The sequence below is a fragment of the Deltaproteobacteria bacterium genome (assembly GCA_016178705.1).
Lineage (GTDB): Bacteria > Desulfobacterota > Binatia > HRBIN30 > JACQVA1 > JACOST01.
The window spans coordinates 309,079-323,125 of record JACOST010000009.1; the positions used below are offsets into that span (position 1 = coordinate 309,079).

At 64.3% G+C, this 14,047-nt stretch carries 8 protein-coding genes; 2 read left to right on the forward strand and 6 right to left on the reverse strand.

What is annotated here, in order from left to right:
• Positions 1 to 234 precede the first annotated feature (234 nt).
• The gene (locus HYR72_05640) at positions 235 to 3,825 is read right to left on the reverse strand and encodes a hypothetical protein (protein ID MBI1814439.1); all 3,591 of its coding nucleotides are present in this window, start codon (positions 3,823 to 3,825) and stop codon (positions 235 to 237) included.
• Between the two features lie 255 nt (positions 3,826 to 4,080).
• The gene (locus HYR72_05645; protein MBI1814440.1) at positions 4,081 to 5,877 is read right to left on the reverse strand and encodes a hypothetical protein; all 1,797 of its coding nucleotides are present in this window, start codon (positions 5,875 to 5,877) and stop codon (positions 4,081 to 4,083) included.
• Between the two features lie 130 nt (positions 5,878 to 6,007).
• Here HYR72_05645 and HYR72_05650 point away from each other — a divergent pair, with 130 nt between their 5' ends.
• Both HYR72_05650 and HYR72_05655 read left to right on the forward strand, forming a co-directional pair.
• Positions 6,008 to 7,540, forward strand: coding sequence for a heme-binding protein (locus HYR72_05650; GenBank protein ID MBI1814441.1), 1,533 nt, complete (start codon positions 6,008 to 6,010; stop codon positions 7,538 to 7,540).
• 1 nt (position 7,541) lies between these two features.
• Entirely contained in the window at positions 7,542 to 9,311 is a 1,770-nt protein-coding gene (locus HYR72_05655; GenBank protein ID MBI1814442.1) for a cyclic nucleotide-binding domain-containing protein, read from the forward strand.
• A 16-nt stretch (positions 9,312 to 9,327) separates the two neighbouring features.
• Here the strand turns inward: HYR72_05655 and HYR72_05660 are convergent, their stop codons facing one another.
• The 4 genes from HYR72_05660 to HYR72_05675 all read right to left on the reverse strand — a co-directional run.
• A complete protein-coding gene (locus HYR72_05660) occupies positions 9,328 to 10,191 on the reverse strand; it encodes an MBL fold metallo-hydrolase (protein MBI1814443.1) in 864 nt (287 codons plus the stop codon).
• Positions 10,188 to 12,422, reverse strand: coding sequence for an adenylate/guanylate cyclase domain-containing protein (locus HYR72_05665; GenBank protein ID MBI1814444.1), 2,235 nt, complete (start codon positions 12,420 to 12,422; stop codon positions 10,188 to 10,190). Before HYR72_05665 ends, HYR72_05660 begins: the two co-directional genes overlap by 4 nt.
• Positions 12,423 to 12,495: 73 nt before the next feature.
• On the reverse strand, positions 12,496 to 13,800 hold the full coding sequence (locus HYR72_05670) for a hypothetical protein (GenBank protein MBI1814445.1): 1,305 nt from the start codon (positions 13,798 to 13,800) through the stop codon (positions 12,496 to 12,498).
• A gap of 69 nt (positions 13,801 to 13,869) precedes the next feature.
• Positions 13,870 to 14,047: hypothetical protein (locus tag HYR72_05675; protein MBI1814446.1), on the reverse strand; the 178-nt coding region annotated here is incomplete at its 5' end.

Here is a 14,047-nt window from a genome sequence, read left to right on the forward strand (position 1 = left end):
CAGCAGCCGCGCTTCGCCACCTCCGCGCAGCGGTTGAAACCGCGCGCTACAAAAGGCACCAAGCCTGCCTGCGCAGGCCCCTCGCCCCGACACCACCGATGCCTTCGGGCGGGGTCGGGAGTCGCCGGAGGGCGACTTGGCGCTCCTCATAGCGCGCAAATTCATTTGCCGCGTCGGCTGCAGGTCGCGCCCTTCGACCTTCTTGTGCAAAGCCGCGCCTGCCCGTTACAAGCTCTACTCGCTCTCGGGCCGCAACAGACCGTGTCGTGCCTCCACATCCGTGCGTGACGATGTCGACTCGCGCGTCGGTGGACCTGGCGGCGTATCGGTCACCGTGTACAGCTCGCCGTTGCGCAGATACATGCGCTGCATCTCTTCGCGATTGAATGGACGGGCACCGAGGCGATTGAAGACGGCGATCTGGTTGCCGCTCTCGTCGACGGCGCGGTCGCGGTCGGTGCCTTTCGACAACGCCAGCGCGGGGCCGCGCGTGGGATAGTTCGCGATCAGTCGCGGCGATGGTAGCGGGCTGAAGCCGTAGTTGCCCGGCGTGGTCTCTGGTGACGTGAGCTGGAGCACCCGCAATCCGTTGCGGCCGTCGGCGACGTAGGCGAACAGACTCACGTTGGTCATGCCGATCTTCACGTCGCGCGCGTCGTTGATCGCACCGCCGCCGTCGTAACGGGTCGCGATGACGGGATGCTCCGGGCGCTCGACGTCGATGATCACCAGGCCGTCATGTCCCGCAGCAACGTAGGCGTAGGTGCGCCCGACGTAGATGCCGCGCGCGTCAGCGAGCGGAACAACCGCGCCGTCGACGACTCGCGGCGACTCGGGGTGGGTCACGTCGAGCACCTTCATGCCTTCGGCATCGGTCACGAACGCGTAGCGGAACTGCACCGCCAAGGCGCGTGGCTTCATGATCGCCGGCGCGCCGACGGTCGCCACGATCCGCGGCTGTAACGGATCGTCGATGCTCACGACCACGACGCCGCGATCGCACAGAACATACGCATACGTACCGGCGATCGTGACGTTGACGGCGCCGCGCAGGGCATTGTCTGGATTGAAGGTGACCGCGCGTTCAAGGAAGTTGTTGTCGGGATTGCCGTCGAGCAGCGTGGCGGCGTTCACCAGGATCAGCCCCTCCTCGCGATCGGCGACGTAGAGATAGGCGTAGAGTGGATGGATTGGCTGCTCCTGATTGTCGGGATTGCGCGCGCGAGCGGGATCAACCGCCACGGTCGCCGGCGCAGCCACGGCGGTCGCGTACTTCGTGCGCACATACAATCGCTGGCCCAGCGGCGACACGGGTGCGGTGACGATGCGTTCGGAGAATCCTTTGTTGTCGATGTTCGCGACGTCGTACACGCGCAGGCCGCCGGTGCCGTTGGCGGTGTAGAGATACTCGCCACGCAATTGCAAGCTGAGCACTTCGTCGCGCCCCTGCCAGCCGAGCAGATTGAGAACGTCGTTGCCGGGATGCTCGTACGCTTCGGCGAGCACGCGACCCCGGGCTTCGTGATCGCGATAGTGCGCCGGATACGCGAGGCGATGCAGATCGCTGCCGATGACCGCTTGCGGTTCGTCACGCTCGCTCACCACCACCGCATCGAGCCCCTCTTTGCCTTGCGCGACGTAGACGTAGCGGCCCAGGAAGTTGACGAAATTACTGCCCTGCAGCAGCAACTGCGCCATGATCGCGTTGTTGTCGCCCGCGGCCGAGACGTGGCAGTCGGTACACGTCTTCGTTTCGGTGGCGCGCACCGTGTGTGGAACGTGCGGGCTGAACGCGTGGCCGCTGAATCCCTCGGCCGAGACGGTCTGCTGCTGCGAGTAGACCCACTCGCGATTCTGGTTCTGTGAACCGACCAACACCGCGCACGCGGAGCGCACGGGCGCGACCCGATGCCCGGTGGCAGCACCGTCGATGCCGAGCATGTAGACGTCGTCGCGAATCGTTTGGAAGTCGTACGACGTCCAATTGCGCGTAGTCTCGCCCTCGTTGTGCAACATCTCGCGGCGTTGGTTCGCGCGCATCGGCAGATGGCATCCGAAGCAGCTCGCCATCCACGACGAGTGGCACGTGAAACAAGCGATCTGCCTGTCCGCGTGCGCCAACTCGGCGTCGGCTACCGGTGCGCCCCAAGTGACGCCGTCTCGCCGCATCGTCTTCGCCACGCGCGACCGTTCGCTCTGTTGCGGATGCGCGGCCGCCCATGCGGAAGTTGGATCGATGGTGTCGCGCACTTGCACGACTTCCCACTCGACGCCTTCGCTGACCATCGAGCGCTGGATGAGCGAGTCACCGCGCCACTGGAAGCGGCGCTGGCCAAAGGGTGTCTTCAACGCGCTCAGATCGCGCCCGCCGCTCTGCGCCGCTGGGCCGGAGGTCGTCAGCGCCGCGCGCTCGCGAATCGTCCCGTGGCAATCGATGCAGGTTATCTCAACCGCCGCGCGTGTTTCGCCGTAGAGCGCACCGTTGCCGTGCACGTCGCCGTCGAAGTGGCAGTCGATGCAGTGCATACCCTTTTCGAGATGAATGTCTTGCAGGTGAACCGCTTTGCGGAAGCGATCGGGATCATCGGCAGCGACCGCGTTGCCGCCGGCATCGAGCAAGGTGCCGTGTCGATCTTTCTTGAAGACCTTCCGGAACACCCAGCCGTGGCCGTTGAAGTCACCGAACTGCGTGCGCTGCAATTGCGGATTGAGGGCGGCGACATCATCGAGGAAGTCCGGATCGCCCCACCGACCGCGCAGGTTCGCCGCCTCAGGATTCGCTTGCAGGCGCTGCGACTCTTCTCTCGAACTCAACGCGGGAGGCTCGGGCGGATACATCAGCTTGCCATCGGTCTCGTTGTCCCACCACGTGTAGCCGAGGTACGTGTTCGTCACCGTCGTGCCGGGATGCACGTGGCACACGATGCACTGACTCGTGGGAATCGATCGCGTCAGCACGTGTCGAATGGGATGGCCGGACTCGTTCTTCGCAATCGTCGGATCGCTGGTCGCCGAGTGACCTGCATGGCCGAACTGCGCGTACGCTGCCGAATGCGTCGGATCGCGATCGTTGGCGTAGACCACGTGACAGGCGGTGCAGCCGCTCGAACGGTAGTCGCCGGGGTGATCGTTGGTGCCGAGGAACGACGACATCGGATCGAGCAAGCGCGTCTTCTGCAAATTGAGAAAGACCGGATCGGTGCGGTTGAGCGTGCCGTAGCCGCGCGCGCTGAGGCGTCGCTCAGGCGCACCCGGCGGCTCGTCGGTGGTCGGGTTGCCCACTTCGAGCGGTCGGCGTCCACCGCGCTCGAAGACACGCAGGATGTTTCCCGGCTGACTGATCTCGAAGCGCGGTAGCGGACTGAGGAACGGCAGCGCGCCCTTGCCTTCGCTCGACTGCAACCGTTGCGGCTCGCCGTTCGGTGAGTAGCTCTCGCCGAAGCGATACGATTTGAGCGGGAAGGCGCCGTTGTTGTACAGCGCCGCGCCCCACAACATCGCACCGTGCGTCATCATGCTGCTGCCGGCGCGCGCCACCTCGTCGGGATGGCAGCCCTTCACCCCGCAGGTCTGCGGCGCCGCGCGCAGATCGCCGGGATTGACGAACCGTACGAACTCGGGCCGCTCTTGATTCAACAACGCGTATGAACGCTGCGGATTCGCCGCCGACGGCCAGCGCTCGGGAAAGCGCGGGGCCACGTGCGCCGCACCCTTGGCTTGATCGTACTCCGCCGAGCCGACGGCCGCGCCCTGCGAAAGTTGAATGGCAGAGTCCCCGCCGTGGCAATCGACGCAGCCCAGCACGACGGTCCGCGCCGTGTGCATCGTGCGCGCATCGGAGTCGGTGTGGCAGGAGATGCATCCCACACTCTTGCGATCGGCCTCGGCTTGCGACTGCTTTGAAAGTCGTGATTCGTATTCGTGGCTCGTGTTCGTGTCGGAACTCGGAATCGGTTCGGCAACCGCTGGTTCCTCTTCCGTCGGGCGTTCCAACGCCACGACGGGAGCGCTCCACACCAGCAGCGCGAACGCCAATCCAACCCACGAGCACGAGCCACGAACACGAGCCACGATCCCCCCTCAATAGGTCAGCGTCAGCGCGCCGAAGACGGAGTACAGCGCCTGCGCAGTGTAGATTTGATTGAGACCGTTGCCGGGCAGCAACGCGGCGGCGCCGGCGGTAAAGATGACGTTGTCGGTCAACAACGGCCGGTATTGGATGCCGACGTTCGGGTCCCAGCCGATCTGGTGGCCGATGGTGCTCTGAAACAAGATGAGCTGCAGCGGCTGCGTGTGTTCGAACTGCAGATAGTTGAGATTCATTTCCGCGCGCAGCTTGGGCGTGAGCCGCGCCTCGACGCCGAGGTTGTAGAGAAACACTCCTGGGTTGACGAAGTTCGCCTGGCCTTCAATCTCGCTCGTGCGCAAGCTGGGGAACGGACTGAGCCGGTTGACTAGTTGCACGCCGGTGCCGGTGAGTGGGATCGACTGACGATCCCAGAAACTGAACCCGCCACCGGCGAAGGTGGGATTGGTCATCACCGCGTCGAACCCGCGCGCGGTGCCGTCTCGCGGATCACCGTCGCCCGACGCCCACAGGAACGATCCCTTGAAGCGCAGCCAATCGCGATCGACCGACAACTCCAACGCGGCCATCTGCGCATTGAGATCGACGCCGCGGCCGGCGAGCGGATTGCGATCATCGCGGCCGACGACTTGGTAGAACGCGTGGGTAACATTGAGCCAACCGATATGTCCGTCGCCAAGCCAACCGAGGTACACCGCGTTGATCTCGTGCGGCTGGAAGATGCCGATCGGCGCCGGGCGCGCGAGGAAGCCGTTGGTGTCCAAATGGAAGCTCGCCTCGTCGTGATCCCACAACGCGCTCAGTTCGCTGGTGTAGCCGTCCCAGAAGCAGTCTTGGCGAAACGCGTTCGCCACCACGATCTGTTGATCGCGACGATTGAAGATCGTGTTGAGGCCGCTGTTGGTGTCCTTCTCGAGATTGTAGAAGTAGGCGAGGTTCCACTGATCGCGATTCGATTCGAGGTTGCCGAACAAGCGGACGCCGGGCTCGCTGTCGGAGAAGATGAAGCCGCGAAAGTCGCTGGTGAAGCCTTGGATGCCGGCGCGCAGCGAGACGAAATCGTAGTCGGGGCTGACGTCGGCGAGGTGCAGATCTCCGAACAGTTCCTGGAAGCCGACGTGCGTATCAGTGCGCGTGGTGCCGTCGCGCACGTCGATATTGACCAGCCCGTTCTCCGCCGCGTCGAGGTAGTTGACATTGAACACGGGGGTCACCCGCAACTCCCAATCGCGCGGCTTGAAGCCGGCGTCGCCGTGGAAGACTTCGATCGAGACCGGGAAGTTCTGATCGATGAACAGTTGATCGCCGCGACCGAAGAACGTGTAGCTGCCTGGACTAGAGGAGCTGACGTTGCTCGGCACCGGCACGCGCCGCCCTTCGATGAGGGTGTCGCTGATCAGGCTCAGCGACATGAACGTATGCTGTCCGACGACCGGATAGTCGCCCTTGAGCAGGTTCTGATTGTAGGGGTCCCACCAGTGTCCGCGGGTGTACGGATACTCGCCGGCCTGGCCGGGATAGCGCTGATAGTCGGGAGAGCCGATGCGCCAGCGGTCTTGGATGGGCACGGCGGGCTCTGCAGGAATCTCGCGCGGCGCACGGCCGGCGAAGCCCGCGGGCGGTTCGAGCGGGATCAGCGCGGGCGTTGGCTGCGACACCGCGCGTTCTGCCCGCGGCGTCGGCGACGCCTCCGGTTCGTTCTCGTCAACCTCGGGGCGCCGCAGACCTTGCGCGAACGCGGAGGATGAGAACACGAGCGACATCGCGATCAACAATATCGCGACCGTCAATGCTCTCCTCCAAGCTCCCTCTCGCGCCAACTTGCCTCCCCCTGAGTCGCCAGCGCCGTCCAACCGCAACGGTTTGCCGGCTGATACCACATTCCGCTATGAGCATCCTAATTCTCGAACGAGGGACACGGTGAGCGCGCGCGGCACAGCAGTCCGTTGGCTGACATTGATCTCCGGTGCCGCGCTGTGGCTCGGCTGCGGCGGCGGTGGTAGTTCGCAACCCGCCGGCGGCAGCGCCAGCACCGCCGTGCTAACCGCCGACGACGTGCGCGCGATCGTTGAACGCGCGGCGCGCTCGCTCGATGTCACGACCATGGCAATTGCGGTAACCGATCGATCCGGCAGCGTGCTGGGGATCTTCCGGAAGCCCGATGCGCCGACAACGAGCATCGGCAATTTCAGCCGCCCTGTCGATACCAACAACCTCGCCGTGTCGTTAGCGCGCACCGGCGCATTTTTCAGCAACAACCAAGCGCCGCTGTCATCCCGCACCGTACGCTTCATCAGCGGGATCCATTTTCCACCGGGAATTCCAAACACACCGAATGCCGCCTTGTACGGAATCGAAGGCACCAACCGCGGTTGCAACATGCAGGTCGACTTTCTGCCCGGCCAAGCCGTGCCCCCATCCACCTCCCTCGACGGTTCTACTGGACTCGGCATCATCACCGGTAAGGCCAACCTATCTGACTCCGTCAGCACTGCGGTGAGTCCTGGCGGTGTGCCGATCTTCAAGGATGGACAAGTCGTTGGTGGCGTCGGCGTGGCTGGGGTCGATGCGGCGCTCGCCGAGTTCGCCGCCTTTCAGGGGAGCCTAGCGGGTCCGGCGTTTGGACCGCACCCTGCCAGTCCCGGCGTGATCTTCATCGACGGCGTCGCGCTGCCGTTCGTACAGCAAGCGACGCAACCAGCCGGTACTCACCAGGGGGGCAGCGACGGTACGTGGATCGTCGATCCCACTGCTGGCGGGACGGTACCTGATGGCTGGCTCGCCGGACCAACCGGAAGCGCGGAACTGAGCGCCGACCAAGTGCGGACCATCGTCGAGCAGGGGATCAACACCGCGAACAACACGCGTGCGGCAATTCGCTTGCCGATCGGCAGCACCGCGAGGATGGTGCTCGCAGTGGGCGACCTCGACGGCAACATCCTCGGCCTCTACCGTATGAGCGACAGCACGGTGTTCAGCATCGATGTCGCCGTCGCCAAGGCGCGCAATGTCGTCTACTTCAGCGGACCAACGCGCGGCGTCGATGAACTGCCCGGCGTCCCAATCGGCACGGCCGTAACCAATCGCACAATCAATTTTGGAAGCCAGCCGCTCTACCCACCCGGCATCGACCAGCAAGCGCCGCCCGAGGAAGGTCCATTCTTTTCGCTCTATCAGTTCGACGTCAATCATCCGTGCACGCAAGGCCAGCAGCCACCGAATCCGAATCAAGACGGCATCGTCTTCTTCGCCGGCAGCGTGCCGCTCTATCGCAACGGCCAACTGATCGGCGGACTCGGCATCAGCGGCGATGGCGTCGAGCAAGACGACGTGGTGGCTGCCGGCGGCGCGCGCGGCTTCGAGGCGCCGGCGGCGTTGCGCGCCGATCAAGTTTTCGTTCGCGGCGTGCGACTGCCGTATCTGAAGTTCAACCGCAACCCGGAGGTGCCGTAACGTGACGGAGCCAGCGCTGGAGCCGTGCTGCGAAGCGACGCGCGCGGAGATGTTGCACCACATCCGCGAGTTCTACACCTCGTTCCCGGTCATTCGCGACGTGCCCTGTCGGGTGTGTCGTCAGATCATTCAACTGCGCGTCTACGAGACGCCGCCGATCGAAACGGTGGCGCCAACCGCGGCGGCGGGGGGGCTGCCGTCGGCCGCGGAGCTGCTCAGCGTCGATGACCTGCTGCAGTACGACATCTTCGCCGACATCCCGCGCGACGTGATCGCGAAGCATTTGGAGCGCTACGAAGCGCAGCCACCGGTCTGGCGCCGCCGCTTTGCTGCCGGCGACATCATCTGCCGCGAGGGTGACTACGGTTCGACGGCGTTCTACATCGTCAACGGCACGGCCGAGGTGTACCTCGAAGCGCGCATGGCACACGCGAAGAGCGACAAGCGCGAGGGTCGCGGCCGCGGCATCTTCGGGCTCGTGCGCACCTTCACCACCGGCTTGGTTGCGGCCAGTGCCGATCAGCGCGTCGAGGAGCGTGTGCGCCGATCGATTGCGGTCGGCGCCGCGATTCATCTCGACTACGACCATCCGGTGGCCGAACTGGGCGCCGGCGAATTGTTCGGTGAGATGACCTGCCTGTCGTACTACCCGCGATCGGCGACGGTGCGGGCCACCACTGATTGTGAAGTCCTCGAGTTGCTGCGTTCGGTATTGCAGGACCTGCTGCAGAAGCGCTCGAAGATTTTCAAGCAACGCCTCGACACGACCTACCGCACGCGCGCGCTCGACACCCATCTGCGCAGCGTGCCGGTGTTCGCCGATCTGACCGCCGACTTCATCGACCACCTGCGCGCCCACGTCGAGCTGCGCACCTGCGAGCCCGGCGACGTGATCTGCCAGCAAGGCGATGTGGCCGACAGTCTCTACTTGATCCGGCTCGGCTTCGTGAAAGTCTCGCAGCACTTCCCCGGTGGCGAGTTGGTGCTCGGCTACCTCGGACACGGCGAGTACTTCGGCGAGATGGGGCTGCTCGTCGGCGGTACCCGCAACGCGACGTGCGTCGCGCTCGATCACGTCGAGCTGGTGCAGATCAACAAAGCCGATTTCGATTTGATGGTCGGCCGTTTTCCCGAGATCAAAGCGAAACTCGAAGCCGAGGCCGCCGCCAGGGTACAGGCGGGGCACCTATTGGAGGAGCGCGCGCCGACGGTACCGCTGGGCGACTTCCTCGCGCAGGGCTTGATGGACGCGCAGAACGTGCTGCTGCTCGATCTCGACAAGTGTACGCGCTGCGACGAGTGCGTGCGCGCGTGCGCGGCGGCACACGACGGCGTGACCCGGTTAGTGCGCGAGGGGCTGCGTTACGACAAATTCCTGGTCGCCACGTCGTGTCGACAGTGTGCTGATCCGCTATGCATGATCGGCTGCCCGGTGGGGTCGATCCGCCGGCGCAACAGTTTGGAAGTGATCATCGAAGACTGGTGCATCGGGTGCGGCAAGTGCGCCAATCAGTGTCCGTACGGAAACATCAACATGCACGAGTTCCCCGCGCTGCGCGACGATCCCCAGCGCGCGGGCCACAAGATGTTGGTCCACGAAGACGATCCGGAACACCCGGGACAGCAGCGCGTCGTCCTGGATAAGAAGGCGCTCACCTGCGACCTCTGCCTCGGCCTTGACGAACCGAGTTGCGTCTACGCGTGTCCGCACGATGCCGCGCTCCGCGTCGAACCGAAACACTTCTTCGGCGCGCAGATGTCTCGCGCGTAGGTGCGGATGCCGGGCCTCAGCGCGGCGCCAGGTGCAACTCGAGGCCTTCAGATGCCGCCCGGGTGCGCGGAAAGATCGTGCGCGCCAGTTTCTCCAGGCGACGCACCTCGGCGTCGTCGTGTTCGGGATCGTGGTGGTAGAGGATCAGCTCACCGACCTTGGCGGCGCGCGCGGCTTCGGCCGCCATGCGCACCGTACTGTGACCCCAGCCCGCCTTGTTGCTCGGCGTGCCGTGGTACTCGGCGTCGGTGTATTGCGCGTCGTGAATCAATACGTCGGCGCCGCGAGCGAAGGCCACGACGTCGTCGTGACCGCCCAGCGGGGCCTCGACATCGGTGGCGTAGACCACTGAACGCCCACCGCAGGTCACGCGGTAGAGCGTCACTCCGACCTTCGGATGCGCGTTGCTGTAGCGGGCGGTGATCACCGTGGCCGGCGAACCGTTCAATCGAATGCGTTCCTGCTTGTCGAGATTGTTGATCGCGAGATTAGCGGGGAGCTGCGACAGCGACACCGGAAATAGGCGCGGTGTCATGGTGCGCGCCAGTAAGCGTTGCAACGCCTGAGCACCCCCGCCGGCACCATAGATGTGGCAGGTCCAACGCGGGTTGTAGGCCGGCGCGAAATAGCGCAAGCCTTCGATGTGATCGTGGTGGAGATGGCTCAGGAAGACGTACACCGTCGGATCACCGTTCCGGTGCATCAGTTCGCGCCCCAAGCCGATGATGCCGGTGCCGGCATCGAATGCGAGCGTGTGCTTCGCACTCGTGACCTCGACGCACGATGAGTTTCCGCCGATGCGCGCCGTCGCCGGTCCCGGGGTCGGATAGCTGCCGCGCACGCCCCAAAACCGCACCCGCAGCGCCGGCGTCCCCTTCACTTCGTCTCCATTACTGTGACGCCATCCCAGTCGAGCGGTGGCGGTGCATCCAACATCCCGCGCACCCGCCCGAGGTACAAGCGCGCGGGGCCATCGTTGGGGTTCTCCTCCAATATCGCACCGAAGGTAGTGATCGCTTCGTCCCATTGACGCGTGCGGTAGGCCTGCAGGCCGGACTCGAAGCGCGTCACCAGCGACGCCCAACGTGGTCGCTCGTCGCCCGGACCCAGCACCTCGAAGATGCGCACGCCTTGATACTTGCCCTTCACGCGAACCAGATCGAGCTCGCGGAAAACGAAGTCGGGACTCTCGGTCACTGTCGACTCGCTGGCGATGATGTGGCTGCCGTAGAGTTTGTTGAGGCCCTCGAGGCGAGCGCCAAGGTTCACGTTGTCGCCCACCAGCGTGTAGCTCAGGCGCCGCGCCGAGCCCATGTTGCCGACCACCATCGGGCCGCTGTTGAGCCCGATGCCGATGTCGAGCGACGGCCAGCCGCGCTGATGGAACTCCTCGTTCAACTGCGCCAGGCGAGCCATCATCCCCAGCGCGCCGCGACACGCACGCGCCGCGTGATCGGCTTGCGGCAGCGGCGCCCCCCAGAAGGCCATGATCTCATCGCCCACGTATTTGTCCAGCGTTCCGTCACAGGCAAAAATAACATCCGTCATGCCACCAAGGAAGTCGTTAAGCAACGCCACCAGCGTGTGCGGGTCGCCCTGGAATTTCTCGGAAATCGTGGTGAAGCCGCGGATGTCCGAGAACAGCACGGTGAGTTCGCGGGTGTCGCCGCCGAGCGCCAACATTTCCGGCCGCTCGCTGACGACGCGCGCGACCGCCGGGGTGAGATACAATTCGAACGCGTTGCGGATCTTGCGCTTGTTGCGCTCCTCGACGATGTAGTGCTGGAGGCTGATGCTACCGTGGCACAAGCCGATCGCCAGCAACGGGTACACTAGACTGAGCGGCATCCCGTAGTGCACGAATAGCCATTGACTGCCCGCCAGATACGCCACGATCAGCGTCGCGGCGGTGGCCGCGCCCAACACACCGCGTGCGTGCTGCAACACCAGTCCAAGAATCAGCACGAGCAATGCAATCACCGCGATCTCCACCAGCACGATCCACTTCGGCTGCTGAATGAAGTCCTGGCGGAGAATGTTGTCGAGCACGTTGGCGTGAATTTCGACTCCCGGAAATACTCCGTCGAACGGGGTCGCGCGGACGTCGGCGACCGCAGTCGCGGTCACGCCGACGAGCACCAGCTTGTCCTTCAACACATCGGGAGGTACTCGTCCGGCGAGCACATCGGCGGCTGAGACGTGACGGAAGGTTTTGCCCGGACCGCGATAGTTGATGAGCAACTGCCCATCTTCCGCCACCGGAATCGACACCGCTCCGAGATCAATCGCCTCGACGCCGAAGTCCGCAAATCGAATCGACAGCGATTCTTGCGGCCGCACCACACGCAGCATCGCCAGCGAGAGCGGAACGACCATGTCGTCGCCCAAACGCAACACCAGGGGTACCCGTCGGTAGTAGCCGTCGAGATCGTCGGGAATGAAGTTGAAGTAACCCCGCTCGCGCGCCGCGGATTGAATCTCGGGTATATTCATCGTCGCGGTCTTGGCCTGGTGCACGCGCGCCTCACCGCGTCCCTGCTTGCTTCCATGGACGAGGTTGTAGCCCGATACCTGATCCCCCGCCGCCGCACCGGGCCGGTTGAAGTCGAGAAAGTAGCCGACAACCGACCGCGCGGACTTCGCGATGGCCTCCGCGAACGCAGCATCATCGCTCGATCCTTTCCGCAACACTGCCCGAATCGCGTCCAGCGCCTTCGCGTCCACGCCGTCGACGTGCGCCGGCAGCTGTGCGCTCGCGACGTTCGCGGTCCGCTCGGATTGCACGATATCGAAGCCGATGACCGCGGCTCCAGTGTCGGCGATCCGCTCGACCAGCTGTGCCTGTATCGACCGCGGCCAGGGCCATCGTCCGATCGCTTCGAGACTGGCATCATCCACCGCCACGATGACGATGTCGGGCGAGCCGGGCTGGATGCCGCGCTGGATCAACCGGTAGTCGACGGCGCGTACGTCCACTAACTCCAAGTACCGGCAACTGCTGATGCGCAGCGCGGTCACTAGAACGCCGAGCAGCAACGCGATTCGCAGGGGGGTGAGTCGTTCCCAGTTCATCGGGAGCGGATCGTAGCCAAGCGCGCCGCCAGCGTCCACCTCAACCGCATCGCGCAAAAAAAGAGCCGGACGATTGCTCGCCCGGCTCTTCGTCTACGAAGACTCTAATCGATTACGGACAGGGATTCTCAGGCGTGCACTCAATGCCCGAGAGCTGCACAACGTCTTGGCGGGCACGACTGCCCTGGTAGTCGACGTTGAAGGCCGCCGAATGGTCATCGTCATGCACTTCTTCGGCAATCGCCAACAGCCCATCACCACGGGTGCGGTCGGTGCCGTCGACCGCGCGGATGCGGGTCTGCCCCGTCAGCGTGCCGGCCACCGCCACGTTGAAGATCGAGCGATCGTCGCCGGTGGAACCTTCCTGCGAGTCGATGTCCGACAGCGGGATGCTCAGGTAACAGGTCACCTTCTTGCTCGTCGAGAAGCGCTGTTCGAACTCGTTGTACACCAGGAACTGCACGGTCGTAGAGGCAGACCCGGTATTCTGTAGCCCGAAGTTCTCCGAGCACGGCACCAATGTCAGCGTGGTGCGCACGTTGTCGCCACGCACCGGCTCATCGGCGTCGTCAAAGAAATGATTCAGGATCAGCACCCCAGGGCAGGCCGCATACTCTGGGCCAGGACAAGCCGCGTTGCTGCCGGCACCGAGACAGAGCGTGTCGTTACCGTCGTTGGAATCCTGCACCGCCTGGATGCCGATGGCATTGTACGACTCGGCGTCATCGGAACCCGTATTATCAATCGTCGCCTGACCCTCGAGATCGCCGTGAAAGTTGTTGTCCGAGTCGGTACCCTGCGACGGCTGCTCGCTCACCAAATCGACCTGCACGCACTTCAACTCGCCCTTGAACGGAACTTCGGGCGCGGGTGGAATCCGGCTGTTGAAGTTGAACGCCGCCTGCCCGCGCAGGTTCGCCGGCAGATTGGGATCGTTGTCGATCGGACCGACCTTCTCCAAGCCGTCCAACGGGAAGTTGGACATGCCCTCACTGAGCAGCCACACAATCGGCTGATGAGCGGTGAGGTGGAAACGGAAGTCGGTCTCGGTCCACCCTGGAATGCAGCGGCCGCCGACTACAGCGGTCTCGAAGTTGCAGTCGTCGTTGGTGTCGCAGACGAGCGGCGCTGTGAAGCCGCCTCCCGTCGCTCCCGCATTGGAACAATGCGAGTTCGCATTCACCAGAAAGCACCGCGCCGCAATCTGATGCGGCGACGAGTTGCTGATCTGGATCTCGGTATCGATATTGTCGCCGTTGGCATTGTTCACAATCAGCTTGGGGAACACCAGCAGCGCGGCTGCCTTGTCTGACCCGACTACCGCGTCTTGCGCCACCGCGCCGCTCGCCACCAGCAGCACCCCTGCGAGGAGGGTGACCACCCCCGCGAGAAAAGGATTCCGCTTCACCGTACGCATTGCCCCTCTCCTTTCAGCCGTCAGGGAGAACCCAGCCATTGCCTTTTCTCCGCTCCGCGACGCCATGCCTTAGAACTGCTCCGGGAGCACGATCTGATCGAAGGCCCCACCATCGGTCCCGGTGAACCGGTCGCCTTCGGTGTGAATGTTCACCGCGGCGCGCGCCTCGTCATCACGGGTCGTCTCCGCAACCCCAACCACGGCGCCATTGAAGGTGCCGTCGGTGGGATCGGCCGGCGTGATCCGC